The sequence below is a fragment of the Pseudomonas abieticivorans genome (genome assembly GCF_023509015.1).
GTDB lineage: Bacteria > Pseudomonadota > Gammaproteobacteria > Pseudomonadales > Pseudomonadaceae > Aquipseudomonas > Aquipseudomonas abieticivorans.
Map to the genome: position 1 here is coordinate 6,238,790 of NZ_CP094975.1, position 26,337 is coordinate 6,265,126.

Annotated in this window: 26 protein-coding genes and 1 tRNA gene; 13 read left to right on the top strand and 14 right to left on the bottom strand. The window is 63.9% G+C overall.

The annotated features are described in order from the left end of the window. Positions 1 to 12: 12 nt before the first annotated feature. A complete protein-coding gene (locus tag L9B60_RS28285; protein ID WP_249674355.1) occupies positions 13 to 624 on the bottom strand; it encodes a glutathione S-transferase family protein in 612 nt (203 codons plus the stop codon). 15 nt (positions 625 to 639) lie between these two features. Beyond that, positions 640 to 1,695, bottom strand: a complete 1,056-nt coding sequence (locus L9B60_RS28290) for an ABC transporter substrate-binding protein (RefSeq protein WP_438866031.1) — start codon at positions 1,693 to 1,695, stop codon at positions 640 to 642. 420 nt (positions 1,696 to 2,115) lie between these two features. Between L9B60_RS28290 and L9B60_RS28295 the strand changes: the two genes are divergently transcribed. Next, positions 2,116 to 4,242 carry a TonB-dependent receptor family protein gene (locus L9B60_RS28295; protein ID WP_249674356.1) on the top strand — a complete coding sequence of 709 codons (2,127 nt, stop codon included), beginning with the start codon at positions 2,116 to 2,118 and terminating at the stop codon, positions 4,240 to 4,242. A gap of 139 nt (positions 4,243 to 4,381) precedes the next feature. On the opposite strand, the gene L9B60_RS28300 is transcribed toward L9B60_RS28295, so the two are convergent. Then, a tRNA-Phe gene (locus L9B60_RS28300) sits at positions 4,382 to 4,457 on the bottom strand. 263 nt (positions 4,458 to 4,720) lie between these two features. Between L9B60_RS28300 and L9B60_RS28305 the strand changes: the two genes are divergently transcribed. Further along, positions 4,721 to 6,259 carry a cryptochrome/photolyase family protein gene (locus L9B60_RS28305; protein WP_249674358.1) on the top strand — a complete coding sequence of 513 codons (1,539 nt, stop codon included), beginning with the start codon at positions 4,721 to 4,723 and terminating at the stop codon, positions 6,257 to 6,259. Continuing rightward, on the top strand, positions 6,256 to 6,417 hold the full coding sequence (locus L9B60_RS28310; protein WP_249674359.1) for a DUF2256 domain-containing protein: 162 nt from the start codon (positions 6,256 to 6,258) through the stop codon (positions 6,415 to 6,417). Before L9B60_RS28305 ends, L9B60_RS28310 begins: the two co-directional genes overlap by 4 nt. Here L9B60_RS28310 and L9B60_RS28315 read toward each other — a convergent pair. Next, complete coding sequence (locus L9B60_RS28315; RefSeq protein WP_249674361.1) at positions 6,390 to 7,880, bottom strand: FAD-dependent oxidoreductase; 1,491 nt, start codon at positions 7,878 to 7,880, stop codon at positions 6,390 to 6,392. The two genes, L9B60_RS28310 and L9B60_RS28315, sit on opposite strands and share 28 nt — an antisense overlap. Positions 7,881 to 7,945: 65 nt before the next feature. Between L9B60_RS28315 and L9B60_RS28320 the strand changes: the two genes are divergently transcribed. Then, complete coding sequence (locus L9B60_RS28320; protein WP_249674362.1) at positions 7,946 to 8,428, top strand: MarR family winged helix-turn-helix transcriptional regulator; 483 nt, start codon at positions 7,946 to 7,948, stop codon at positions 8,426 to 8,428. Between the two features lie 24 nt (positions 8,429 to 8,452). Here the strand turns inward: L9B60_RS28320 and L9B60_RS28325 are convergent, their stop codons facing one another. Further along, on the bottom strand, positions 8,453 to 9,316 hold the full coding sequence (locus tag L9B60_RS28325) for a DNA/RNA non-specific endonuclease (protein ID WP_249674364.1): 864 nt from the start codon (positions 9,314 to 9,316) through the stop codon (positions 8,453 to 8,455). A gap of 139 nt (positions 9,317 to 9,455) precedes the next feature. Further along, positions 9,456 to 10,346: a LysR family transcriptional regulator gene (locus L9B60_RS28330; protein ID WP_249674366.1), complete on the bottom strand. Its 891-nt coding sequence runs from the start codon at positions 10,344 to 10,346 to the stop codon at positions 9,456 to 9,458. A 113-nt stretch (positions 10,347 to 10,459) separates the two neighbouring features. Here L9B60_RS28330 and L9B60_RS28335 point away from each other — a divergent pair, with 113 nt between their 5' ends. Next, on the top strand, positions 10,460 to 11,653 hold the full coding sequence (locus tag L9B60_RS28335) for an MFS transporter (protein WP_249674367.1): 1,194 nt from the start codon (positions 10,460 to 10,462) through the stop codon (positions 11,651 to 11,653). Positions 11,654 to 11,728: 75 nt separating this feature from the next. Here the strand turns inward: L9B60_RS28335 and L9B60_RS28340 are convergent, their stop codons facing one another. The 6 genes from L9B60_RS28340 to L9B60_RS28365 form a co-directional block, all read right to left on the bottom strand. Further along, entirely contained in the window at positions 11,729 to 12,094 is a 366-nt protein-coding gene (locus L9B60_RS28340; protein WP_249674369.1) for a YciI family protein, read from the bottom strand. A 176-nt stretch (positions 12,095 to 12,270) separates the two neighbouring features. Beyond that, positions 12,271 to 13,734, bottom strand: coding sequence for a 3-sulfolactaldehyde dehydrogenase (locus L9B60_RS28345; RefSeq protein ID WP_249674370.1), 1,464 nt, complete (start codon positions 13,732 to 13,734; stop codon positions 12,271 to 12,273). Positions 13,735 to 13,776: 42 nt separating this feature from the next. Further along, positions 13,777 to 15,516, bottom strand: coding sequence for a 6-deoxy-6-sulfo-D-gluconate dehydratase (locus L9B60_RS28350; RefSeq protein WP_249674372.1), 1,740 nt, complete (start codon positions 15,514 to 15,516; stop codon positions 13,777 to 13,779). Positions 15,517 to 15,579: 63 nt separating this feature from the next. Beyond that, complete coding sequence (locus L9B60_RS28355; protein ID WP_249674374.1) at positions 15,580 to 16,332, bottom strand: hypothetical protein; 753 nt, start codon at positions 16,330 to 16,332, stop codon at positions 15,580 to 15,582. Further along, positions 16,332 to 17,135 (bottom strand): HpcH/HpaI aldolase family protein, encoded by an 804-nt coding sequence (locus L9B60_RS28360; protein ID WP_249674376.1) that lies wholly within the window; start codon positions 17,133 to 17,135, stop codon positions 16,332 to 16,334. The genes L9B60_RS28355 and L9B60_RS28360 overlap by 1 nt, the downstream gene beginning before the upstream one ends. Positions 17,136 to 17,310: 175 nt before the next feature. Then, positions 17,311 to 18,084: an AraC family transcriptional regulator gene (locus L9B60_RS28365; protein ID WP_249674378.1), complete on the bottom strand. Its 774-nt coding sequence runs from the start codon at positions 18,082 to 18,084 to the stop codon at positions 17,311 to 17,313. Between the two features lie 186 nt (positions 18,085 to 18,270). Here L9B60_RS28365 and L9B60_RS28370 point away from each other — a divergent pair, with 186 nt between their 5' ends. From L9B60_RS28370 to L9B60_RS28380, 3 genes are read left to right on the top strand one after another with little or no spacing between them, the layout of a single operon-like run. Next, the gene (locus tag L9B60_RS28370; RefSeq protein WP_249674379.1) at positions 18,271 to 19,197 is read left to right on the top strand and encodes a 4-hydroxyproline epimerase; all 927 of its coding nucleotides are present in this window, start codon (positions 18,271 to 18,273) and stop codon (positions 19,195 to 19,197) included. A gap of 31 nt (positions 19,198 to 19,228) precedes the next feature. Continuing rightward, the gene (locus tag L9B60_RS28375; RefSeq protein ID WP_249674381.1) at positions 19,229 to 20,176 is read left to right on the top strand and encodes a dihydrodipicolinate synthase family protein; all 948 of its coding nucleotides are present in this window, start codon (positions 19,229 to 19,231) and stop codon (positions 20,174 to 20,176) included. Then, positions 20,170 to 21,429 (top strand): NAD(P)/FAD-dependent oxidoreductase, encoded by a 1,260-nt coding sequence (locus L9B60_RS28380; protein ID WP_249674383.1) that lies wholly within the window; start codon positions 20,170 to 20,172, stop codon positions 21,427 to 21,429. The genes L9B60_RS28375 and L9B60_RS28380 overlap by 7 nt, the downstream gene beginning before the upstream one ends. A 17-nt stretch (positions 21,430 to 21,446) precedes the next feature. Here the strand turns inward: L9B60_RS28380 and L9B60_RS28385 are convergent, their stop codons facing one another. After that, a complete protein-coding gene (locus tag L9B60_RS28385; RefSeq protein ID WP_249674385.1) occupies positions 21,447 to 22,340 on the bottom strand; it encodes a LysR family transcriptional regulator in 894 nt (297 codons plus the stop codon). Between the two features lie 102 nt (positions 22,341 to 22,442). On the opposite strand from L9B60_RS28385, the gene L9B60_RS28390 reads away from it, so the two are divergent. Together L9B60_RS28390 and L9B60_RS28395 are read left to right on the top strand one after the other, a co-directional pair. Beyond that, the gene (locus tag L9B60_RS28390; RefSeq protein WP_249674386.1) at positions 22,443 to 22,967 is read left to right on the top strand and encodes a GlcG/HbpS family heme-binding protein; all 525 of its coding nucleotides are present in this window, start codon (positions 22,443 to 22,445) and stop codon (positions 22,965 to 22,967) included. A gap of 82 nt (positions 22,968 to 23,049) precedes the next feature. After that, complete coding sequence (locus tag L9B60_RS28395) at positions 23,050 to 23,544, top strand: DsbA family protein (RefSeq protein ID WP_249680197.1); 495 nt, start codon at positions 23,050 to 23,052, stop codon at positions 23,542 to 23,544. A gap of 1 nt (position 23,545) precedes the next feature. Here the strand turns inward: L9B60_RS28395 and L9B60_RS28400 are convergent, their stop codons facing one another. Then, positions 23,546 to 24,040: a GNAT family N-acetyltransferase gene (locus L9B60_RS28400; protein ID WP_249674388.1), complete on the bottom strand. Its 495-nt coding sequence runs from the start codon at positions 24,038 to 24,040 to the stop codon at positions 23,546 to 23,548. Between the two features lie 121 nt (positions 24,041 to 24,161). Between L9B60_RS28400 and L9B60_RS28405 the strand changes: the two genes are divergently transcribed. The 3 genes from L9B60_RS28405 (at position 24,162) to L9B60_RS28415 (ending at position 26,318) form a co-directional block, all read left to right on the top strand. Beyond that, entirely contained in the window at positions 24,162 to 24,398 is a 237-nt protein-coding gene (locus L9B60_RS28405; RefSeq protein ID WP_249674390.1) for a hypothetical protein, read from the top strand. Positions 24,399 to 24,593: 195 nt separating this feature from the next. Next, complete coding sequence (locus L9B60_RS28410; RefSeq protein ID WP_249674392.1) at positions 24,594 to 25,532, top strand: fatty acid desaturase; 939 nt, start codon at positions 24,594 to 24,596, stop codon at positions 25,530 to 25,532. Positions 25,533 to 25,541: 9 nt separating this feature from the next. Continuing rightward, on the top strand, positions 25,542 to 26,318 hold the full coding sequence (locus tag L9B60_RS28415; RefSeq protein WP_249674393.1) for a phosphate/phosphite/phosphonate ABC transporter substrate-binding protein: 777 nt from the start codon (positions 25,542 to 25,544) through the stop codon (positions 26,316 to 26,318). Positions 26,319 to 26,337 lie beyond the last annotated feature (19 nt).

Consider the following 26,337-nt stretch of genomic DNA (forward strand, 5'->3'; position numbering starts at 1 on the left):
ATCTCCTAGGCTCTAAGCTTCCACCGCCAGCGTGCGGACCACCGACTCGCGCGCGCGGTATCGGGCTAAAAACGCCTGCAACGCCGCAAAGTCCTCCAGCAAGGTCCCGACCCGGGCGCTCCAGCCGACGAACACACCCAGGTAGGCGTCGGCCAAGGTAAAGCGGTTGCCCACCAGGTAGTCCTGCGACGCCAGCCGCGCCTCCAGTGGTTTCAGCGCATCGGCCAATCGTTGCACGCCCTTGCTGCGAATGCCGACAAACGCCGATTCGTCCGGGCTGAAGCGCTCGGGGCGGTTGATGCTGCGAAACGCCCCCACGTGCACTTCGGTGGCCAGGTGGCCCAGCCACCCCTGGATCTGCGCGCGCTCCACCGAGCCTACCGGGGCGAACAGCGGCGTACCGGGCTTGAGGTCGGCCAGGTACGGCAGGATCGCGGTGTTTTCCGTCAGCAGCGTCTGGTCATCCAGGCGCAAGGCCGGAATGCGCCCGGTGGGGTTGATCTGGCGATAGGGCGAATCCGCGGCGAATTGCACTTTTTCGACGTCGATCGGCAGTTGCAGTTCGTTGATCACGACGTGGGCGGCAAACGAGCAGGCATTCGGAAAAATGAACAGGGTGGTCATGGCGTTTCCTTGTTATCAGCGGCTGGCTTGGGGGGCGTTGTCGGTGGACTGCAAGGCGGCATCCAGGAAGCGCGGTTCAGCCCAGGTCTTCACATCGACGGCCTTGCGGATCAACTTGGCCTGCAGGGCCTGGTCAGCGCTGCGCTGCAAGTTGCTGACGAAGCTGGCGTCGAGCCTTGGGTCAAAACCACTGGCAAAGGACTGGTCCGCCGCGTCAGAGGCGAAGATCACCGAAGGATAGCCGGCCAGGCGCGACACCAGGTCGATATAGGCCTGCTTGTTGGCCTCGTTGCGCAACCAGGTGACTGCCGGTTGTTGCGCCTTGAGCAGGCGCGCCACCAGCTCCGGGTGTTGGTCGACGAACGCGCCGCTGCCCACCAGCACGGTTTGCACACTGCCGGCACCGCCCAGGTCGGCTGTGCTCACCGGCACGTCTGCCAAGCCGCGGGCTTTCAAGGCGAACACCCCGGCGCCGGACCAGGTGGCATCGATCTGCTTGGCGGCCAGGGCAGCATTGGCAGCGTTGTAATCCAGGTTGATGACCTTGAAGTCGCTCTCCTTGAAGCCTTTGCTGGCCAGCGCCGAGACAAACGACAACTGCGTGGCGGTACCACGGAAGATCGCCACGCGCTTGCCCTTCAGGGTTTCCAGCGAGGTGATGCCACTGCCCGGCTGCACCGCCAGGTACAGCTTGATGTCGCGTTGCGTGGCACTGAGCAGGCGGGTGTCCAGGCCATTGGCCTTGCCGACGATGGCCGCCAGGTCGCCCAGGTAGGCGAAATCTTCCTGGCCGTTGGCCAAGGCTTCATTGATGGCCGGCCCGGCGCCCTTGAAATAGTCCCAACGGATTTTGATACCGTCCTTTTCGAACTCTTTCTCGAATAGCTTCTGCTCGTGCAACACGTCCATCACCCCGGCGCCGCTGGGGGTGGTGCCAGCGCCGATGTCCGGCACGGCAATGCGGATCTCCTTCACCGCACCCGCCCAGGCTGGCTCGGACACCAGCATCGCGGCCAGGGACAACGCGAACAACGGACGGTAGAAACGGGACAACAATGCCGCTCGGGCCATGGGGAAGCTCCTGCAAGTGCTAGCGAAATGCTAAAAGTGACGGCACCATAGAATCGAGCGTGATCAAAAATAAAATACTAAAAAATAGAGTGCTTAGTTCGTTAGGGCATAAACCACGCCGCATAAGCCGTCGCCGCTTCATGCTTTGGCGGCATAAAATATATGCACCGTTGAAAGCCTCGGCGCAATTCAGACTGTAGGAGCGGATTTATCCGCGAAAAGGACACCGCGGTGTGCCTGATGCACCGCGCGGTGTTCTTCGCGGATAAATCCGCTCCTACACGGCGCGATCCTGTGTTCCCTGGCGCACCAGCCCACACGACACGCGAACCGTAAACCCTGCAAATTCCCATGTGCTCCGTTCGTCCTTTCGTACGTCGCAGTGTTCACTTCCTGTTCCGTACGTCTGGAGTTTTCTCGATGCGCTCGCCCAAAAACCTTTCCACTGCCCTGCTGGGCCTGGCCCTCGTTTGCCCTGCGGTGGCCGAGGCCCAGGACGTGGAGCTTGGGCAGGTGCTGATTCGTGACGAACAGCAGGGCAGCGACGACCCCACCGTGCAAGAGGCCAAGGCGCGGCTGGCCGAAGTGCCCGGTGGCAGCAACGTGGTGGACATGCGCCAGCCGTTGCAAGGCCGGGTGGCCAGCAACCAGGACGTGCTGGCCTATCAGCCAGGGGTGTATGCGCAGTCGGCGGGCAACGAAGGGGTGAAGATTTCCATTCGCGGCTCGGGCATCAACCGTGCACCCGGCGCCCATGCCTCGGGCCTGTACGCGATGCTCGACGGCTTGCCCCTGACCGGCCCCGGCGGCACGCCTTATGAATTGCTGGAGCCGCTGTGGCTCGACCACGTGGAGGTGCTGCGCGGCGCCAACGGTTTTGACCGTGGCGCCTTGGCCTTGGGCGGCGCCATCGACTACGTCAGCCACACCGGGTTCGATGCGCCGCTGTTGCAAGTGCGCTACGCCATGGGCAGCCATGGTTACCGCCAGCGCCAGGTCAGCTCCGGCCAGGTGCTGGGCGACCTGGATTATTACGTGGCGCTGACCGATGCAAAATCCGACGGTTACCAGGACCACACCGCCAGCACCAGCCAGGGCGTGATTGCTAACGTCGGCTACCGCTTCAATCCCAACCTGCAAACGCGCTTTTACCTGCGCTACCGCGAGACCGACAACGACCTGGCCGGGCGCGTGACCAAACAATCCATCGAGCACGATCCGCGGGCGGCCAACCCCACCTACCAGGCCCGCGATTATCGCCGCGACGAGCCAGGCAGCACCTTTTTCGGCAACAAGACCACCTATTACATCGACGACGACTCGAGCATCCAGACGGGCCTGGTGTACCACGACTACCCCATGGACCTGCGCGAAGGCCCCAACCGCCTGAAGGTAGCCTACAGCGACGTCAGCGGCACCTTCGACTACAAGCGCCGCGACACCCTGTGGGGCCTGGAAAGCCATAGCACCGCTGGCCTGCGCGTGACCAAGCACCTGCCCAACGATGGCGCCAGCGAGTTCGTGCGCATCCCCACCGGCAACACCGCAGGCTACGCGCCGGGCACGCGCATCCGCGATTTCACCTACCAGGGTTCAGACACGGTGCTGCACCTGGGCAACGACCTGGAAATCGCCGATGACCTGTGGCTGACCACTGGCATCGCGGCCATCTACACCCGCCGCGAAAGCGCCGTCACCTACCCCGAAAGCGGTGGCAAGACCAGCCTGCATGATTGGGATTACGCCCCGCGCCTGGGCCTGCGCTATCAGTTGAGCCCCGCCGTGCAACTGTTCGGCAACCTCAGCCGCTCGGTCGAGGGGCCGCACCCCTGGTCGCTGATCTATAGCTCCAACCAGCTGTTCCCCGCCGGCAGCGGCGTGGCCACCGGCGCCCAGCGCGACCCGATCAAACTGCAAAACCAGACCGCCACCACCCTGGAACTCGGCGGGCGCGGCGACAGCGCCCTGGGTGAGTGGACCCTTGCCTGGTACTACGCCCAAGTGCGCCACGAACTGCTCTCGGTGCTGCCAAACGCCAACGCCGTCACACCCTACGAACTCAATGCCAGCCCCACCGTGCATCAAGGGGTGGAAGCCAGCTTGAACAGCACCTTGTGGTCGCAACCAGGAGTGGGCGCGCTGAGCCTGCGCCAGGCTTACACCTTCAGCGACTTCCACTACCGTGACGACGAGCGCTTTGGCGACAACCGCCTGCCTGGCCTGCCGATGCACTACTACCAGGGGGAGTTGCGCTACGACTGGCCACAGGGTTTCTTCGCCGGCGCGAACCTGCAACTGGCCTCGAAGGTGGCCGTGGACTACGCCAACAGCTACTACGCCGATCCCTATGCGTTGCTGGGCGCGACCCTGGGCTACAACGCCGCCAAAAACGACTGGCAGACCTGGGTGGATGTGCGCAACCTGACCAACACCCATTACGCCGCCACGGTCACCCCTGGGTATGACGACAAGGGGTTGGACGCGGCGCGTTCGACGCCGGGTGAAGGGTTGGGGGTGTATTGGGGCGTTTCCTGGAGCTTGCGCTAGGTTGAGGCATCACGGGATACGGGATTGCGATCATTGCGCCTTTCATCGATGGTGATGAAATCGCAGACAACAAAAAACCGGCACAATGGCCGGTTTTTTGGGCTTTCAAATGGTGTTGGCGCCACTTGAAATAAATCAATGGTGCCCAGAGACGGAATCGAACCGCCGACACGGGGATTTTCAATCCCCTGCTCTACCGACTGAGCTATCTGGGCCGCGGCGCAATTAAACGTTCTTGGCGCCTTGGCGTCAAGCGCAAAATCAAAAAAGTGCAATTAATACCGCCGCTTACGTAGCCCCTGCGGCCCCTCGCCGGCCCATGCCGCACGCCCGCCTGCTCGACAACCGCAGCGCCAGCGCCGAGAATGCACGAGGCGCCCAAGGCCAATCGGCGGCGTCCCTCCAGATGCTCATTAGGCCCCCCTCCCGTGAAGACCAAACACCACTGCCTTCCGCCCACAACACCGGACCGTGCCTGATGCGCCACGTTCGCAGGCTGTGCCTGGTACTGGGCGACCAGCTGTCCTTGGACCTGGCCTCGCTCGCAGGCCTTGAGCCTGAGCAGGACACGGTGCTGCTGGCCGAGGTCATGGAGGAAGCCAGCCACGTGCCCCATCACCCGCAAAAAATCACCTTGATTTTCAGCGCCATGCGCCATTTTGCCGAGGCGTTGCGCCAACGCGGTTTTGCCGTGCAGTACGTCACGCTGGATGATCCAGACAACAGCGGTTCGCTGCCGGGCGAATTGCTGCGCTGGCAGGCGTTGCTCAAGCCCGATGAGTTGCACCTCACAGAGTGCGGGGACTGGCGCCTGGAACAGTCGCTCAAAGACAGCGGGCTGCCTATCCAGTGGCATGCCGACGGGCGATTTTTCTGCAGCCGTGCCCAGTTCGCCCGTTGGGCCGACGGCAAGCAACAGCTGCGCATGGAGTTCTTTTACCGCGAAATGCGCCGCACGCATTCGGTACTGCTCAACGGCGATGGCAGCCCGGTGGGCGGTGCCTGGAACTTTGATGAAGAAAACCGCAAGGCCCTGCCCAAAGGCACCGCGGCCCCTTACCCAAAGGGCTTTTCAACCGACGTGATCACCCGCGAGGTGCTCACGCTGGTCGCCGAACGCTTCAGCACCCACTATGGCGCGCTGGACACCTTCGATTACCCGGTGACCCATGGCGACGCCCAGGCGTTATGGGAGTATTTCCTGGACTTCGGGCTGCCCGCGTTCGGCGACTACCAGGACGCCATGGCCAGCGACGAGCCGTACCTGTTCCATGCGCGCATCAGCGCGGCGCTCAATATTGGCCTGCTGGATGTGCGCACGCTGTGCAGCGACGTCGAGTCGGCATATTGGGCTGGCCGGATCCCAATCAACGCCGCCGAGGGTTTTATCCGGCAATTGCTGGGCTGGCGCGAATACGTGCGCGGTGTGTATTGGCTGAAAATGCCCGGCTACGCCGATGGCAATGTATTCGCCAACAGCCGGCCGCTGCCCGAGTTCTACTGGACCGCACGCACCCGGATGAACTGCATGCGCCAGGCGATCGGTCAAAGCCTCAAGCACGCCTATGCCCATCACATCCAGCGGCTGATGGTGACGGGCAACTTCGCCCTGCTGGCTGGCATCGCGCCAAGCCAGATCTGCGACTGGTACCTGGCCATCTACATGGACGCCTTCGACTGGGTCGAACTGCCCAATACCCTGGGCATGGTGATGCATGCCGATGGCGGCTACCTGGGGTCCAAACCCTACTGCGCCAGCGGCCAGTACATCAAGCGCATGTCTGACTACTGCCGCGGCTGTGCCTACAAGGTGAGCGAAAGCACCACCGAGGATGCCTGCCCCTTCAACGCGCTGTATTGGCATTTCGTGATGCGCCACGGCGACCTGCTGCGCGGCAATCAACGCATGGGCATGATCTACAAGAACCTTGAGCGCATGCCAGCGGCCAAACAGCAGGCGCTGTGGCAGCGCGGCCAGGCACTGCTGGCCAAGCTGGACGCCGGGGAATCGCTTTGAAAAAAAACGCGCTGGCGGTCAAGACCTGCCTGACCTGCGGACTACCCTTCAGCTGGCGCAAGAAGTGGGCGCGGTGCTGGGAGCAGGTGCGTTATTGCTCCGAGCGCTGCCGCCGGCACAAAGGCGGCAATCAGGCCAGCCCCACCTGCAAGAAATAGTCTTCCAGGCGCCAGCCCTCGTCGGCCCCGACAATCGCGCCGATATAGCCATCGGGCCGTACCAGCACCCACTCGCCCAACTGCGGTGCGTACGCTGCAGCCAAGTGCCCGTGATCGTCCAGCCAATCACCCTGCGGCCCGAAGCGGTGGATGTGCAGCCCAGGCCGCGGCGGCAGGCTGCCCCGCTCTCCGCCCTGGCCGAGCAGTGTCCAGTGCGTGCCGCGGTAAAGGCTGAACAGACGCGATGCCTGTCCGGCCGCGCCGCGGATCGGTGCGTCGGGTGCGCGATCACCCGCGCACAGCCCACTGCGCTCGGGCGACTCAAGCGCCAGCGGAGAGCCGGGGTAGCCGATGTCGAGTTGATGCACCTCGCGGCCGCGACGCATCTCGCCGCGTTTTTGCGCCTCCAGCAAACGGGTGGCCAGGCCCAGCATCGAGGCCGCCACGGGCCGGCGTTCCAGTTCATAACTGTCGAGCAAGGCATCGGGGGCGCCTTGCAGCACCGCCGCCAGCTTCCAGCCCAGGTTGTAGGCGTCCTGTACGCTGGTGTTGAGGCCCTGGCCGCCAGTGGGGGGATGGATGTGCGCCGCATCGCCTACCAGGAACACCCGGCCCACCCGATACTGGTCGGCCAGCCGCGCATTCATCGTGTAGGCCGAGGACCAGTGAACGGCCTGTACCTGAATATCGTCACGGCCCGTGCGTTGCGCCACCCAGCGTGTCAGCCCTGCGGCGCCCAGGTCGACTTCGCCCTCCAACGGGATCGGCCCCTGTATCTGGAACAACTCGGTGCCGGCCAGCGGGCACAGCGAAATCTGCCGCGTCATGTCCCCTGCGCCGAAGCGGTGCCAGCGGTCGCGCGCCAACCCCGTCAGTTGCACATCGGCCACCACCGCGCGCACCCCCAGGGTCTTGCCAGGGAAACCGACGCCCAGCACATGGCGCACGGCGCTGCGGCCACCATCGGCCCCTACCAGCCAACGCACGCGCAGTGATTGTTCGCCATCGGCGGTGGCGATGCGAGCGGTAATGCCCTGCGGGTCCTGCTCGAAATCGAGCAAAGCGCAGGCAAACGCCGGCCGGTGGCCAAGCTCCAACAGGCGTTCGCGCATCACCTGTTCGGTCAGGTATTGCGGCACCATCAGCGGCAAGTGATGGGGCTCTGCAGGTGTCGGGGTGGTTTGCTCGATGATCGCGGCATCGGTGAAGCTGCCGTCGTCGCGGTAGTGGCGCTCCAACGGGTAGGTGCCCCCTGCGGCGACCACTCGGTCGAGAATGCCCAGGTCTTCGAAGACTTCCTGGGTTCGGGGCTGGATACCCTTGCCGCGCGACCCTTGGAACGGTTGTGGCGCTTTCTCGATCAGGCGAAAGGACACGCCCCGTCGCGCCAACTCGATGGCCAGAGTCAAACCGGCCGCACCGGCCCCGCAAATCAACACGTCGACTGCAAATTGCTCTTTCATCCCGGCCACCTATATGTGCAATATACACATATTGGAATGAGGGCAAATCCGTGTCAAGAATTAATGTGCAAAATACACATATATACGCACAGCTTCGCGATCTGCACGGCTCGCTGCTGGAAATCGTCGGGGTGATGAACCAGCCCCAACGCGACGAAGTGATGGTCCGCGAAGCCGGCATCGCCCTGGACCGAGCGCTGTTCCCGCTACTGGTATTGGTGGAGCGCCTGGGCCCCATCGGCGTGGTGGAGTTGGCCGACCGCGTGGGGCGCGACTACACCACTGTCAGCCGCCAGGTAGCGAAGCTGGAAAGCCTGGGGTTGATTGTGCGCCAGGGCAGCCCCCGCGATAAGCGCGTGCGAGAGTCAGTCATCACGCCCCAGGGCAAAGCCATGACCGACCGCATCGACGAGGCGCGCGCACGAATCGGGCTGCAGATTTTTGAAAGCTGGGAGCCAGAGGATGTGGAGCACCTGGTGCGGTTGATGCGCAAGTTTGCCGAGGGCATCAAGCAAGAGCCCCTGCCCCCGGCGGCAACTGCGGAGTGAGCCGCCGCCGGGCGCCGATCAGTATTACGTGCGGCCCACCGAACCGCTTACCGGCAGGTTACCCAACAAGTTCAGACCAGTCGTCTTGACGAAGGTCTGATAGTCCATCGGGCGCTGGATCGCGGTCTCGGCGTTGGGCAACACATAGGCCCAGGCGCGCTTGGACGCGGCGTCGTACACCAGCTTGAACAGGCGAGTAGGCACCCAGACCTTGTTGTCGCCGATGGTGGAGTGGCCTGAGTCAAAGATCGGCCCGGTAAACACGAACACGTTGCCGTCGGCACGCTTGGCGAACTTGCGCACGTCCGACTCGACCTTGCTCCAGATCTTACGGTTGTTGGTGGGGTCTTGCGGCACCATGTTCGACAGCGCGAAGGTCTGGGCCATCGCGTTGGGGTTGGGTGCGTCGGCAGCCGGGGATTGATGGCCACGGTCCACCGCCGGGTGCTGGCCACGGTAGTCGCTCAACTCTGCCCGCCCCCCCTTGGGGATGCGCGGGTCGGGGTAGAACTGGTTGGTGCGCTCCTCTCCTTTGGCGTCCTTGAGTTGCGCCGCGTTCAGGCGCTCCACCACCACCAGCGGGGTTTTGCTGGTTTGCGAGTACAGCACCGCGAAGTTGTCGGAGCACAGCGCCAGGGGTTTCATGGTGGCCGGCACGGTGGCCGTGTTGATGGGTTTGGCGCCTGGGAACAGTTGCGCACAACTGTCGAACGAGGGCTGTTGCTGTTGGCTGGAATACAGTTGCAGGGCCGAGCTGGCGCTGGCCGAGCCGGCATGGCTGGCGTGTGGCCCGGGTACATTGATGAGGTCCAGCAGACCGCGGGCTTGCGCGCCGGTCGAGAGCAAAACAAGGGCCGAAAGCCCAACTGCAATTTTGCGTAGGTGCATGCGTTGGCAACTTCAATTGGAAAAGGATGTGAACAAGCGGCGAGTGCCGCCGGTGCGCGGTGATTGACCCTCAAAAGTCACATAAGTGCCTGCCCGCGTTGATTTTTTAATCGCCAGCCCGGTGGCGCCTGGCCTGCCCCTACCCTCGCGCAAATACATGCTCGCTCAGGTAGTCCACCAACACCCGAATCTTCGGCGAAGGGTGCTTGCTGGCCGGCCACAGCACATAGAACACGTTGGTCTCATCCACCCAGTCCGCCAACACCGGTTGCAAGCGGCCGTCGGCCAGCGGCTGCTTGATCGCGAAGTCCGGCAGGTAGGCGATCCCCAACCCTCGCAGCGCGAAGCTCACCCGCGTTTCGATGTTGTTGCAAATCATCGCGACAGGCAGTTGCAGCTCCGGCTCCCCTGGCGCGAGGTTCAAGGCCCAACGCTCCAACTTGCCGGTACTGGGGTTGCGGTAATGCAAGCAGCGGTGGTGCAGCAGGTCGGCCGGCACCTGGGGCGTTCCATGCCGCTGCAGGTAGGCCGGCGCTGCGACCGGCAACAGGCGGAAGGTGCCCAGCTTGCGCGCCGAGAGCCTGGAGTCTTTTGGCTCGCCGGTACGGATGACCGCATCAAACCCATCCTCGATGACGTCGACCAGGCGATCGGTAAAATCCAGGTCCAGTTCGATCTGCGGGTAGTCGGCCATGAACTGGCCCAGCACCGGCAGCATCAACGGGCTCACCAAGGGCAGGCTGATACGCAGGCGGCCACGGGGCACACCGGCCGCTTGCGTGAGTTCCTGCTGGGCTGCTTCGATCTCTGCGAGGATGCGCCGGCTGCGCGCCAAAAACATCGCGCCCTCGGCCGTGAGCGTGACGCTGCGGGTGCTGCGATGAAAAAGCCGTACTCCCAACTTTTCTTCCAGGCGCACCACGCTCTTGCCCACCGCCGACGCGGACACCCCCAGCAAGCGCCCTGCCGCGACGAAGCTGCGGGCTTCGGCCACCTGAACAAACACCACAAAGCCGTTGAGGCTGTCCATTGCACCCACCCATTGCGGAACTGATTGTCCGTAGAGCGAGGAACATTACCCTACTTTTTCCACAGTCGCAGAGTTTCTAAGGTACTCGCAAACCGAATACAAGGAACGTTGCGATGCCCGCTGTTACTCTTACCCCGCCTACGGACAGTGCCCAGCGCCTGCCGCTGGCCGCCCTGCTGGCGCTGGCCATGGCGGGGTTCATCACGATCCTGACCGAAGCACTACCGGCAGGCCTGCTGCCACAGATCGCCGCAGGCATGCAGGTACCGCAAGCCTGGATCGGGCAGATGGTGACGGTGTACGCCATCGGCTCGCTGTTGGCGGCGATCCCCTTGATGGCCGCGACCCAAGGCGTGCGGCGCAGGACCTTGCTGCTCAGCGCCATCGCAGGCTTCGCCGTGGCCAACACCCTCACGGCGCTGTCGACCCACTTCAGCCTGACCTTGCTCGCGCGCTTTTTGGCAGGCGTGTCGGCGGGGTTGCTCTGGGCGTTGCTGGCAGGCTACGCCGCACGCATGGTGCCCGAGGCGCAAAAAGGCCGTGCGATCGCGGTGGCCATGGTCGGCACCCCGCTGGCCCTGTCGCTGGGGGTGCCCGCCGGCACCCTGCTCGGCAACCTGGTGGGCTGGCGCCTGTGCTTTGGCCTGATCAGCCTGCTAACACTGTTACTGATTGCCTGGGTGCGTTGGCGCGTGCCTGATTTTGCCGGCAGCCCGGCGGGCAAACGCGTGTCTGCCAGGCAAGTACTGCTGATACCCGGCGTGCGCCCGGTGCTGTTGGTGGTGCTGGCGTTCGTGCTCGCGCACAACATCCTCTACACCTACATCGCCCCCTACCTGGCCAGCGCCCGGCTGGAATCACGCACCGACCTGGTGCTGTTGGTGTTCGGCCTGACGTCGTTGCTGAGCATCTGGATAACCGGCGTGTTGATCGACCGCCACCTGCGCCTGCTGACCTTGGCCAGTACCGCGCTGTTCGGCGGTGCGGCCTTAGTCATGGGCGTGGCCGCCAGCGAACCTATCGCCGTGTACGCGGCCATTGGCTGCTGGGGCCTGGCGTTCGGGGGGGCCGCGACGCTGTTCCAGACGGCGCTGGCCAACACCGCTGGCAACGCCATCGACGTGGCGCAGTCCATGCTGGTGACCGCTTGGAACCTGGCCATTGCCGGTGGGGGGATCGTGGGTGGGTTACTGCTGGGCCAATTCGGCACGGGCGCCTTTTCGCCGGCCGTGCTGTTGTTGCTGGTGGCAACACTGGCGGTAGTGTGGTCGGCCAAGCGAAATGGCTTTGCCCAGGCGACAGAGTAGGCGCGGATCGATCAGCGGAACGCACGCTGCGGTCTGCCAGAAATTACCGTGCTGGGCGTTCGCGGCTCTATCCGTTTACACGCCGTCGAAATCCGACATCTCGTACAGCGGCCGGATTTCGATCTCGCTCGGGCCTGGCATGGGGTTGGGGCAACGTTTTACCCAGGCCACGGCCTCGTCCATGTCCTTGACCTCCCACAGCCAAAAGCCGGCCACCAGTTCGCCGGTGGCCGCGAAAGGCCCGTCGACGACCGTGCGGCCGGGGCCATCGAACGCCACGCGCTTGCCCTGCGAGGAGGGTTTGAGGCCGTCGGCGTTACGCAGGATGCCGGCGCCGAGCAACTCCTCGTTGAACCGGCCCATTTGCTCGAGCAATTGAGCGCTGGGCAGCGTGCCCTTTTCACTGTCCTGGGTTGCTTTAACAAACACCATGACGCGCATTGTCTGTCTCCCGTTGGCACTGGGTGGGTGTGGCGATTGCACGGTTAACTATAGAGCACAACGCGGTGCATCAGACACACCGCAGTGCGCTCTTCGCGGATGAGTCCGCTCCTACGGAAGTACACACCCGTAGCAGCGGATTTATCCGCGAAAAGACCACCACGGTGAGTTCGCGCCTACACGCGGTCCACGCCCCCCAGGCACACGTATTTGATCTCCAGGTAATCATCGATGCCATAGTGGGAACCTTCACGGCCCAATCCGGATTGCTTGACCCCGCCAAACGGCGCCATTTCGTTGGCGATCGCGGCGGTGTTGACGCCGACCATGCCGTATTCCAAATCCTCGCTCACTCGCAGTACCCGGCCCACATCACGGGAATAGAAGTAACTGGCCAGGCCGAACTCGGTGGCATTGGCCTGCTCGACCACTTCTTGCTCAGTGCTGAAGCGAAACAAGGGCGCCAGTGGCCCGAAGGTTTCCTCATGGGCGACCTTCATGTCGGCGGTCACCTCGGTCAGTACCGTCGGCTCGAAGAAGCTGCCGCCCAGGGCGTGCCGCTGCCCACCGGTGAGCAACCGGGCGCCCTTCTCCAACGCATCGGCAATGTGCTCCTGCACCTTGCGTACCGCCGCCTCATCGATCATCGGCCCTTGGGTCACGCCAGGGTGCGTGCCGTCACCCAGCACCAGCTTTTGCGCCGCGGCTGCAAGCTTGCTGGCGAACTGCTCGTAGACGTTGTCTTGCACATAGATACGGTTGGCACAGACGCACGTCTGCCCGGCATTGCGAAACTTCGACAGCATGGCGCCCTCCACCGCCTGGTCCAGGTCGGCATCGTCAAAGACGATAAACGGCGCGTTGCCCCCCAGTTCCATGGAGACCTTCTTGACCGTGTCGGCGCACTGGCCGATCAATAGGCGCCCCACCGGCGTGGAGCCGGTAAAACTGAACTTGCGCACCAGGGCGTGGCGGGTCAGCACGCCGCCGATCTGCGTGGCGCTGCCGGTGACCACGCTGAACACCCCGGCCGGGATGCCGGCGCGCTCGGCCAGTACCGCAAGCGCCAAGGCCGACAGCGGCGTTTGGCTGGCCGGGCGCAGTACCATGGCGCAACCGGCCGCCAGCGCTGGTGCCACCTTGCGGGTGATCATGGCGTGGGGGAAGTTCCACGGTGTAATGGCTGCGGCCACGCCGATCGGCTCCTTGGTGACGATGATGCGTTTGTCGGCCGAGGGCTGGGGGATGGTGTCGCCGTAGATGCGCTTGGCCTCTTCGGCGAACCACTGCACGAACGAAGTGCCATTGGCCAACTCACCCAAGGCTTCGGCCAGCGGCTTGCCCTGTTCGGCGGTCAGGATGTGGGCCAGGTCGTCCAGGTTGGCCTGCATCAATGCGTACCAGGCCTGCAACAACTCGGCGCGTTGCTTGGCGGTCTTGCGCTTCCATTGCTTGAACGCCTTGTGCGCGGCCACCACCGCGCGCTCGGCTTCGGCCTCGCCCATTTGCGGGACCTGGGCGATGACTTCGCCCGTGGCCGGGTTGGTGACGTCGAAGGTGGCCCCGCTGTCGGCCCCCACCCATTGGCCGTCGATATAGGCCAACTGTTTGAACAGCGATGGATCCTTGAGGCTGAGCATCGGTTGCAACTCCTGTGAAGGTGATCGAGAAAGGCGCGCGTATCAGTGGATCTGCGGTTCGGGCACGGCTTCGCCGGCCTGCAAAAAGTCGAAATCGCAGCCTTCGTTGGCCTGGGTCACGTGTTGTTGGTACAGGGCGGCAAACGACCGGCCGTACCGGCGGTGCACGGGCACGTGTTCGGCACGCCGGCGCGCAAGCTCGGCGTCACTGACGCGCATGTTCAAGGTGCCCGCCGCGATGTCCAGGTCGATGATGTCGCCTGTGCGCACCAGGCACAGTGGCCCACCGACGGCCGCTTCAGGGGCCACGTGGAGCACGCAACTGCCGTAGTGGGTACCGCTCATGCGTGAGTCGGAGATGCGCAGCATGTCGCGCACACCCGCCTCCAGCAATTTCTTGGGAATGGGCAGGTTGCCCCACTCCGGCATGCCCGGCGCGCCCACCGGCCCGGCGTTGCGCAACACCAGAACGGTGTCGGCGGTAATGTCCAGCGACGGGTCGTCGATCATCCGGCTCAAGGTCTCGTGGTCATCGAACACCAGGGCCGGGCCCGAGTGCTGGCGCAGGCTGGGGCTGGCGGCAGAACTCTTCATCACCGCGCCGTCGGGGCACAGGTTGCCGCGCAGCAAGGCCAGGGTGGCGCCCTGTTCAAGGCCTACGACCGGGTTGTCCAGGCTGCGGATAATGTCGCTGTCGTAACAGGGCGCATCCGCCAACAACGCGTCCCAGGTCTGCCCGGTGGCACCAGCGCATTCTAACGACAGGAACGGCGCGATCTCGCGCATCAACGCCCGCAGGCCGCCCGCGAAGTGATAGTCCTCCATCAAGGCGTTGCCCGAGGGGAACAAATTGAGCAGCACCGGAATCTTCGCCGCCGTCAGCGCCAGTTGGTCCAAGGTCAGGTCGACACCGGCGCGGCGGGCAATGGCAATCAGGTGGATGGCCGCGTTGGTGGAGCCGCCCATGGCCATGTACACCGCCACCCCATTGGCAAAGTGCGCAGGGGTCAGCCAGGTGGACGGGCGCCGGTCGCGCCACACCAGGTCCACGATCGTCTGGCCGCACTGCGAGGCCATGCGCGGGTGCGCAGCGTCGGCGGCCGGGATGCTGGAGGCGCCGGGCAAGGTGAAGCCAATGGCGTCGGCGATACTGGTCATGGTCGACGCCGTGCCCACGGTGTTGCAGGTGCCGATGGAACGGGTCATGGCCCCTTCCAGTTCCTCCCACGCCACGGTGTCGATCAGCCCCAGGCGGCGCTCGTCCCAGTACTTCTTGGTGTGCGTGCCGGCACCGGTCTTGACCCCGCGCCACTGGCCGTTGGACATCGGCCCGGCCGGGCAGTAGATGATCGGCAGGTCCATGCTCAGCGCGCCCATCAGCAGCCCCGGGGTGGACTTGTCGCAACCGCCCAGCAGAACCGCACCGTCGATGGGCAGCGAGCGCAGCAATTCCTCGGTTTCCATGGCCAGCAGGTTGCGGTAAAGCATGGTGGTGGGCTTGACCATCACCTCGCCCACCGACTGCACGGGCAGCTCTACCGGAAAGCCGCCCGCCGCCCACACACCGCGCTTGACCGCCTCGGCGCGCTCGCGCAGGTGCGAGTGGCAGGGCGACATTTCGCTCCAGGTGTTGAGGATGGCAATCACCGGCTTACCCATGAACTCTTCACGGCGCAGGCCGATCTGTTGCAGGCGCTGGCGGTGGGCGAAGGCGCGGATGGTATCCGGGGCGAACCAGCGCTGGCTGCGCAGGGCTTCAAGTTTGACTCGGTGATCAGGCATATGATGGTTTCCGCACAATTCAAAAGACTGTTCAAAGGTTGGCTGCACAGCACATCTGCAGCGCTACACGCTATTGATGGCCTGAACCATCAGGCTTGCCCCCGCCAACAGCAGCAGGGCAAACACCCCCAGGCGCAGGGCTTTGGGCGCGATGGCCGGTGGGTGGCGACGCATGTACCAGGTCAGCCCGAACACCACGGGCAGCGCTTCGAGCGCCAGGTAGCCGGCCTGCAGGTCGAAGCGCTGGGTGCAAGCCATCAGCGTCAAGCGCAGCAAGGCGTTCACCGCGAACACCACGATCAAGGTGTCGCGCACCACTTGGGTCGCCAGCGGTTGGCGGTACAGCTGGTAGACCAGCGGCGGCCCGGCGCTGGAAAACAACCCGCCCATGACCCCGGAGAGCCCGGCAAAACAGGAAAACCCCAAGCCACCCGACAACTGCGCCAGCGGGCGCGAACGCACCACCAGCAGCAAGCTGCACACCACGATGGTGACGCCCAGCAACAGTTGCAGCAGGTCACGCTCATGGGTACCCAGCAGGCCCAACAACTCCACACCCACCCCTACCCCCGCCAGGCTGCACACCAAAATCAGTGCCATCAGCCGGGGCGCCAACTGGGGGCGATTGCGCAGCAGCACGAAGGCGTTGATCAGGGTCAATACCGAACTGACGTTGGCCACGGTTTCCACCGGGGCCAGTTGCAGCAAACCGGTAAGCCCCAGCAGCAACAGCCCGAAGGCAAAACCGGTGGTGTTCTGGGCGAACGTGGCCAGGGCCACGCATAGCAAAAAACCACCGTGGGCCCAGAGCGCCATCAATAAGGGGTCGCGACGGCGGCCGGGGCCTGGTTCGCCTTGAGCGCGGTCAAAAATTCATTCGCTTTTTTCATCATCATGGCCATGTCCGAGGCCACGGCGGCGAAGGCATAGCCCTGCTCCAGGTAGCTGTGCACCAGCTCCGGGGTGCCACCGACGATGCCCATGGGCATGCCGATTTTTTTCGCCCGCACGATGGCGTCGCTGATCATCGCCTGAACGTCCCGGTGCCCCGGGTTGCCGATGTGCCCGCACGCGGCCGAAAGGTCGCCAGGGCCCAAAAACAGCGCATCGACGCCGGGTATGGCGGCAATCGCCTCAAGGTTGTTCAGCGCGTTGGGCGTTTCGATCTGCAGGATGCACGTCACCGCGTCGTTGGCTTCGCGACCATAGTTGGCCCAGGTGCCATAGCGGCTGGCACGGTGCACGGCGGCAAAACCACGGGTGCCCAAGGGCGGGTATTTCACCGCGTTGACCGCCGCCTGCGCCTGCTCGGCGTTTTCCACGAATGGCACCATGACGTTGAATGCGCCCAGGTCCAGGGCCCGCTTGAGCAGCACCGGGTCGTTGCCGGCCAGCCGCACGATGGGCTGCGCGCCGGTGCACTGAATGGCCTGCAAAATGTGCCACAGGTCGCGGTATTCGATCGGCACGTGCTCCATGTCGACCAGCAGCCAGTCGAAACCTGCATAGCCCAGCGCCTCGGCCGTGCTGGCCGAGCCCGACATCAGCCAGGTGCCGATGGGCGCGCCGGGAGCTTTCAGGCAGCTTGCGAAGGTCTGGAGTGGGTGTTGGCCGGGCATGGAATACCTCTTATCAAAAGGGAATGAGCAGTGCTCAGTGAGTTCCCAGCGCTGAAACGATCAAAATTCGCAGCGCTGCAATTTCAACAAAAGCATATTCCAGAAATAATCGCAGCGCTACGATTTTAACGTTTGATTTTTTCTTTGCCGTCTTGAGGGGCGCTCTGTCAGTGGCTTACTGCTGGGTTGCCTGACGATATTGCCGGGGCGTAAACCCCGTCAGCGTCTTGAACTGACGGGTAAACGCACTGTGGTCGGTGTAACCGCACTGCATGGCCACCTCGGTGATGGGCATGGCGCTGTGCAGCAGGCGGTGCGCATGCTCCAGGCGCACCTTGTGGATCATCTGCCGAGGGGTCAGGTGGAACACCCGCTTGCAGTAGCGCTCCAGTTGGGCCACGGAGATGCCGGCGATGCGGGTCAGTTCGGCCATGCTGACCGGGCGGCTGAAATGGGCGCGGATGTGCGCGTCCACCGCTGCCAGGCGCTGGTACGCCGGGTGGCTGTCGCTGGCCGACTGCAGGTCCACGGAAATGCCCACCAGGCCGATGATCTGGTCGCCTCGGTTGTGGATCGCACGCTTGTGGGTCAGGCACCAGCCAGGTTCACGGCTGCCATACAAGTGCAGTTCCAGTTGGTCTTCCAGTACCAGCCCTTGCTCAAGCACACGACGGTCTTGCTCGGTGTACCCAGGCCCCAACTGCGCGGGAAACACCTGTGCGCTGGTCTTGCCCAGCAGCGGCTGCAAGCGCTTGAAGCCGCAGCGCTGGACCAACGTGCGGTTGGCCAGCACATAGCGTGCTTGCAGGTCTTTGATGAAGATCACCGCGTTAGGGATGACGTCCAGCATCGGCAACAGGGGGGCCACGTTGCAGAGCATGTCATCCAGGGTTTCGGGGCGCTGCTGGGCGCTACCCTGGCCCAGCATCGTCAGTGGACTCTGCAACATCAATCACCCCCGCTGAACGGGCCAGCCCGTGCGGCCAGCTTGCCCCAGCCCCTGCCAGGTGTCCAGCGGCCTGCGGCAGGTCGCTGAACTGTGCCGATTTCGTCATCACCCATGGCGAAAACCATCAAGCGCCTGATGGCCCTCTGCGGCCACTCTTGTGTCACCGCTCTCACACGGATTTGAACCATGCACAAGGTCAAGGTCATCGACTCCCACACTGGCGGCGAGCCCACTCGCCTGGTGATGCAAGGCTTTCCTCAACTGGCCGGCGACACCATGGCCCAAAAGCGCGATGCCCTGCGTGACCAGCATGACCGCTGGCGCCGCGCCTGCCTGCTGGAGCCGCGGGGCAACGACGTGCTGGTGGGGGCCCTGTACTGCGAACCGGTATCTCCAAATGCCACCTGCGGGGTGATCTTCTTCAACAATGCCGGTTACCTGGGCATGTGCGGCCACGGCACCATCGGCCTGGTCGCCTCCTTGCAGCACCTGGGTTTGATCAGCCCTGGCGAACACCTGATCGATACCCCCGTGGGCCAGGTCAGCGCCACCCTGCACACAGACGGCGCGGTCACCGTGGGCAACGTCCCGGCTTACCGGTATCAACGGCAGGTGCCGGTCGAGGTGCCTGGCTACGGCCGCGTGTATGGCGACATCGCCTGGGGCGGCAATTGGTTTTTCCTGGTGGCCGAACACGGCGAGCGCTTGCACCTGGACAACGTGGCGCGGCTCACCGATTTCACCTGGGCCCTGCTCAAGGCGCTTGAAGACCAGGGCCTGTACGGCGAAGACGGCGCGCTGATCGACCACGTCGAGCTGTTTGCCGACGACGCGCAAGCCGACAGCCGCAACTTCGTCATGTGCCCAGGCAAGGCGTACGACCGCTCCCCCTGCGGCACCGGCACCAGCGCCAAGCTGGCGTGCCTGGCGGCCGATGGCAAGCTGGCCGAGGGCGAGCGCTGGGTGCAGGCGAGCATCACCGGCAGCCAGTTCGAAGGCCGCTATCAATGGGTGGGCGAGCGCATTCGCCCCTTCATCACAGGCCGTGCCTACATGACCGCCGACAGCACCCTGCTGATTGATGAACAAGACCCCTTCGCCTGGGGCATTTAGACCAATCGTTTTAATTCCTGAAGGAGCCACCATGAGCGATAACGTGTTCAACGGCTGCATGCCAGCACTGATGACCCCCTGCACCGCCGCGCGCCAACCGGACTTCGACGCCCTGGTCGCCAAGGGCCGCGAGCTGATCGATATCGGCATGAGCGCCGTGGTGTATTGCGGCTCGATGGGCGATTGGCCGCTGCTCACCCAAGGTCAACGCCAAGAGGGCGTGGCACGCCTGGTGGCCGCTGGCGTGCCGACCGTCGTCGGTACCGGTGCGGTCAACACCCGCGAGGCGGTGGCCCACGCCGCTCATGCCGCCGAGGTCGGGGCCCATGGCCTGATGGTCATCCCTCGGGTGCTGTCCCGCGGCGCCTCGCCGGCGGCGCAAAAGGCTCACTTTGGCGCCGTCCTGAACGCTGCGCCGCAGTTGCCGGCGGTGATCTACAACAGCCCTTACTACGGTTTTGCGACCCGTGCCGAACTGTTCTTCGAGTTGCGCCGCGAGCACCCCAACCTGGTCGGTTTCAAGGAGTTTGGTGGCGCGGCTGACTTGCGTTACGCCGCCGAAAACATCACCTCACAGGATGATGCCGTGACCCTCATGGTGGGCGTCGACACGCAGGTGGTGCACGGCTTCGTCAATTGCAACGCCACCGGCGCGATCACCGGCATCGGCAATGCATTGCCCCGCGAGGTGCTGCACCTGGTGGCCCTGAGCAAGCAAGCGGCCCAGGGAGACGCCCGCGCCAGGCGCTTGGCCCGGGAACTGGAATCGGCGTTGGCGGTGCTCTCCTCCTTCGACGAAGGCTGCGACCTGGTGCTGTTTTACAAACACCTGATGGTGCTCAACGGTGATCAGGGGTACACCCTGCACTTTAACGAGACTGACGCGCTGAGCGATGCCCAGCGCCACTACGCAGAACTCCAGTACACCCTGTTTCGCCAGTGGTACGCCCATTGGGCGGCCGAGCTTGCGGCATGCTGAAGGAGCCGCCCGTTGATATCGCGGTGGTGGGCGCCGGCATCATCGGCGTCACCTGTGCACTGGCCTTGGCGCGCCGGGGCATGCGGGTGGTGGTCATCGACGGTCAACCCCCAGGCCATGGCGCCTCGTATGGCAACGCGGGGCACCTGGCCACCGAGCAGGTGTTCCCGATCGCCGACCTGTCGATACTCAAACGCCTGCCGGCCATGCTGACAGACCCCTTGGGGCCCTTGCGCGTGGATTGGAAGTACCTGCCACAGGCGCTGCCCTGGTTCGCCCGCTTGCTGTTGAACCTGCGCCCGGCGCCCTACCAACGCACGGTGGCCGGCCTGCGCACGCTCAACGAAGCCAGCCTGGGCGCCTGGCAACGACTGCTGCGCAGCCTGGGCCGTCCCGACCTGCTCAAGCAAGAAGGCTCGTTGCTGGTGTTCGAGCGGCCCGAATCCCGCCCGTTGCTTGAAGCGCTACAAGCGCGCCTGGGCCAGCAACAGGTGCCAGTCGACTTTTGGCCTGCCAGTGCCCTGTGCGAAACCGCGCCCCAGTTGAGCGAGCATTTGCAGGGCGGCTTGTTTTTTCCCGCAACAGGGCATTTTATCGACCCCTACCGGGTGGTCTGCGAGCTGGTGGAGGTCGCCAAGGCCTGTGGCGTGCAGTTTCAACGCCAGCACGTGCGCGGCGGCCATCTGCATATGGGCGGCGTGTCGCTGGCCACCGATCAGGGCCGCCTGGACGCCCGCCAGGTACTGATCGCCTGCGGCGCCCATTCGGCAAAACTGACCGCGCAATTGACCGGCAAACACGTGCCCCTGGACACCGAACGCGGCTATCACCTGATGCTGCCCCATGAACACGACCGGCTACCGTTTGCGGTCACCTCACTGGAGCGCAAGTTCATCATGACGCCCATGGCAGGCGGCCTGCGGCTGGCCGGCAGTGTCGAATTCGCCGGCCTCGAAAGCCCGCCCACCCTGGCCCGCGCCTGGCAGTTGCAGCGCTTGAGCCAAGGGTTGTTTCGCCAGGACCTGGACGCCAGCGACGCCACGCCCTGGATGGGCTTTCGCCCGTCGTTGCCCGACTCCCTGCCGATCATCGACAAGGTCTGCGACGGCAAGGTGCTGCTTGCCTTCGGGCACCAGCACTTGGGGCTGACCCAGGCTGCGGTGACGGCTGAATGGGTTGCCGAACTGGCGGCGCCCCTGGTGCATTTTCAGGGTTTAGCGGCGCTTGAGGCCTATCGGTTGAATCGGTTTTGAGGGCGTTGGCGCGCCCCTTACTCGAACGCCTCGAACCACGCCACCAACGCCTCGACAAACAACCCCACCTTGCGCGACTGCGCCGCCCGCACCGGGTGGATCGCATAGAACGACACCGGGTCTGGCTCGTACACCTCCAACACCGTGCGCAAGTTACCCTGCGCCACGTGCTCGGCCACCTCCCACCAGGACTTCTGGGTCAGCCCCAGGCCTTGCAAGGCCCAACTGATGGGGAGTTCAGAGTGGGTGGTTGCCAGCGCACCGTCCAGGCGCAGGGTGTGCGCCTGCGCCCCGCGACCAAAACGCCAATCAGCGTGAAAATGCCCTTGATGGTTGAACACCAGGCAGCGGTGCTGCGGCAAATCCCGGGGCGTGGCCGGCACACCGGCACGCTTTAGATACGCCGGGCTTGCGACTACCACGCGGCGGGTGTCGAACAGCCGGCGGCCGGTGAATTGGCTGTCGATCAACGGCCCGCCGCGCACGGCCACATCGAAGCCTTCGCCGACGATATCGCTGAACCGATCATCCAGTGTCAGATGCACCTGAATGTGCGGGTGTGCCTGGCTGAACTGCCCCACCAACGGCGCCATGTGGCGCTGCCCCAAAGGCCCCGGCGCGGTCACGCGCAAAGGCCCGCGCGGCGCGGTCGCGGTTTCCAGCACCAAGGCTTCCATCGCCTCGATGTCGGCGACGATGCACCGTGCGTGCTCCAGGTACACCTGGCCGCCTTCGGTGAGCGCCTGGCTGCGGGTGGTGCGGTGCAGCAGTTTCATGCCCAAGCGCAGTTCCAGCGCCTTGACCCGGTCGCTGACCACTGAGCTTGCCAGACCCAGGTGCCGGCTTGCAGCGCTGAACCCGCCCTGGCGGACGACCTCCACAAACACCACCATATCGGAAACATCATGCATCGGATTAGCCGGTATATCGGAAAGATATTCCGAGAATATCCGGTTTTCCCGATAACGCTGTTGGTGATACTAAGGCCTTGTCGAACAGGAGGTTGAACATCCATGGAATTGAAGTGCACTGCCTTATCGATCCTGACCCTGGCCGGGCTACTGGGCGCAGCCGTTGCCGATGCGGCCCCTGCCCCGTTGATCACCACCCAGAAGCTGCCTTGGCAGACCGCCGAGCAATTGGCGAGCAAAGCCGTGGCCCTGTGCGCGGCCAAAGGCTATTCGGTAACGGCCGCGGTGGTCGACCCCAGTGGGCATGAACAGGTGGTGATCAAGGGCGACAGCGTGCCGTTGCAATCGCTGTCGGTGGCCTACCGCAAGGCTTACACGGCGTTTTCCTATGGCCAGGCGTTTGACAAGAACACCACCAGCGAATTGATCGCCGCCCACCTGGACGGGCCTGCCAACGGCGCATTGAACACGGTGCCCGAAGTGCTGTTCATCGCCGGCGGGGTGACCCTGCGCAAGGCAGACCACCAGGTCATCGGTGGGCTGGGGGTTTCCGGTGCACCGGGCGGCGACAAGGATGAGGCCTGCGCGCTGGACGCGGTCAAGGCTTATCAGGCATCGTTCCAGTAGCGTTCAACTCAACCCACAGGAGTACACCTTGGAAAAGCCAGCAGACCCGCTTTCATGGGGCCACGGCCCTCGCGTCCTGGAAATGTTCCTGGAGCCCACCTGCCCGTTTTCCGTCAAGGCCTTCAACAAACTCGACGAACTGCTGGCGCAGGCCGGTGAAGAGCACATCACCGTCAAGGTCCGCCTGCAATCCCAGCCCTGGCACATGTTCTCGCCCGTGCTGGTGCGCTGCATCCTGGCGGCGTCTACCCTGGAAGGCGGCAAGCATACGGCCAAGGCCGTGATGGCGGCCATTGGCGCCCATCGCGAGGAGTTCGAGTTCGAAAAGCACGCCGGCGGCCCGAACCTCAATGCCACCCCCAATGACATCATCGCCCGGCTGGAAGGCTACAGCGGCGTGAAACTGGCCCAGGCCTTTGCCGCGCCGGCCTTGGAGCAGGAGATCAAATGGCACGCCAAATACGCGCGCCAGAACGGCATTCACGTGTCGCCAACGTTCATGGTCGACGGCTTGGTGCAGCCGAAAATGAGCAGCGCAGACTCGGTTGAAGAATGGGTGGCGCAGCTCGGCCTCTGATCTACCGACCGATGAAATAACTCAGCAACTGCGGATCATCCTCCAGCGCCAGCACCTGAACCGGCCGTGGCAAGTCATCCAGCACCGCGCGCCAGAACAACCGGGCCGGTTCATCCTGCGCATAGAAGCGCACCAGCCAATCGCCCTGGCCGCCCAGCAATACCTGGCGGGCCAACGCCCGGCCAATGCCCTGCCGACGGTACTTTTTCAGGATGAACAAGTCAGCCAATTCCAGCGCATCGATCCCCGCCAGTTCACTTTTTTCAATCAACAAAAAGCCTGCGATAAAACCGTCCACTAACAGCAACTGCGCGCTCCACCCGGCGTCTTGCCAGTAGCGCGCCAGGTGCTCGTCGTGGATGTAGAAACGCCCGTCGACCTCCACGTCTTCCTGCTCCCAGTCCGAGGACTCGTAGGCATAAAACTGGTAGAGGTTGCGGATCAGGCTCAGGTGCTCGGGGCCGGTGGGCACACATTCTATTGCGGTGTCGTTCAAGGGGCGCTCACGTGCGGGTGAAAGGCGCGCAGTTTACCACTTTGCTTTATCGACGCTTGAGGGCGCCATTGGGCATGGTGATTGCTATCAAAGACAACGGGGCCACCTTCGAGAAAAAAACATGGATGTCGCGACAAAACCGCCCGCAAAGGCGGCCGCACGCTTTGTGCTCATCGCCCTGGTCGGCGCCGGTGGCTGCGTGCTGTTGGCCTACTTGCCGTTTTCACCGTTGCACAGCTTGGCGACGTTCATCATGGTGGCGACGGTGATGGGTTATGGGCTTAACAAATGGAGCAGGCTGGCGAACAGGGCGAGCAAAAACAATCAGCAGCGAGGTATTGCCACCACGCAGCGATAAAACAGAACACACAGGTCCGGACAATCATCCACAATCACTAACGTCCCCCCAACGGCCCGCCGACAGCCGCCTTGTATTAATTCCCAATTGATCTATTACAGTAGCCCAATGTGATTATTCACGCATAACCAAAATTGCTAAGGTGCGCACACCAGACCACTGGCCCTGCAACATAAACTGCCTGGGTTCTGACACATGCCTGCTTACCTCGACGCTGCCCACCAAACCCACATCAACCAGTTGCAATCAAGCTTGACCGCCCGCACCGACTGGCCAACCTGGCTGCTGTTGCTGGGCACCTATGCCGCCTGGTTCGGCTTGATCCATTACAGCCCCCGCCTGGGCCAAGGGCTGACGTTGCTGTTGCTGGTGCCGCTGATAACGTTCTGGATGTCGCTGCAGCATGAGTTGCTGCACGGCCACCCTACCCGCCTGGCCTGGTTGAACAAGGCATTGGGTTATGCGCCCATTGCCCTCTGGTACCCCTACACGCTGTACCGCGACAGCCACCTGCTGCACCATCGCGACGCCGAGTTGACCTGCCCGCACCTGGACCCGGAAAGCCGCTACTTTGACCGCCACGCCTGGGACCGCAGCAGCCTGGCCGGGCGGGGCCTGCACTGGGTGAACAAGACCCTGTTCGGGCGTTTGCTAGTGGGGCCGGCATTGGCGCTGGCCAACCTGCTGGCCGGGGAGCTGAGCCGCTTGCGCCACGGTGTATTACAAGCGTGGGCCATGTGGCTATGCCACGCTGCATGCGTGGCGGCGCTGCTGTATTTCGTGCATGGCCAAGGTGGTTTGTCGGTGGCCGCTTACCTGCTGGCCAGCGTGTTGGCCCTGGCGCTGTCGATGGTGCGCTCCTACTACGAGCACCGCCCGGCCGCCTCGCCCGAGCAGCGTTCGGTGATCAACGAGGCCGGCTGGCCGTGGCGCTGGCTGTTCCTGAATTTGAACCTGCACCTCATCCACCACGACCTGCCCGGCCTGCCGTGGTATTACTTGCCCCGGGTGTATGCGCAGCGGCGCGAAGACTGGTTGCGGCGCAGCGGCCAGTTTTTGGTGCGCGGCTATGGCGCGCTGTTCAGCCGCCACGGTTTTCGGCCCATCGACAGCCCGCGACACCCCTGGCATTGAGGAGCGCGCATGATCGCCGAACTGCCGATGTACATCGCCCCCACCCAGGTTCAGCAGGCCAGTGAACAATGGCTGGCGCTGACCTTGCGGCTGCTGGGCATCACGACCCGCGTGCGCGATGACGAACCGCTGGAGCAGTTGTGGCTCAACCCACGCCTGCTGCTGAGCCAGACTTGCGGCTACCCGCTGATGACCCGTTTGAAGGACCAGGTGCGCGTCGTGGGCCGGCCTTGCTTTGACCTGCCCGACGCCAAGGCCGGCGAGCATTGCAGCCTGTTGGTCGTCAACCAGCAAGCCCCCTGGCAGCAGTTGGCTGAACTGCGCGGTGGCCGCGGGGTGATCAACAGCGAAGACTCCAACAGCGGTATGAACCTGCTGCGCCATGCATTGGCGCCCCTGGCGCAAAAAGGTCGATTTTTCTCGCACCTGAGCATCAGCGGCAGCCATCGTGAAAGCCTGCGCCGGGTGGCGGCGGGCGAAGCTGACCTGGCCGCCATCGACAGCGTCACCTTTGCCTATCTGGCCCGTTATGCGCCAGAGGTTGTCCACGGCGTGCGGGTGCTGGGGCGCACCGCGTCGAGCCCCACCCTGCCCTATATCACCAGTGCCCACGGCCTGCCCGTCGAGCAATTGCGCGAGGCGATGAACAGCGCACTGTTGCAGTTGCCCGAGGTGGCGCACCTGCTGGCCATCAAGGCCGTGTTGCCTGCGCAGTTGCATGATTATGCAGTACTGCTGGGTTACCAACGGCAGGCGGCACACCTGGGGTTCACTCAACTGGATTGAGGTCTGCTATCGCAGCGTT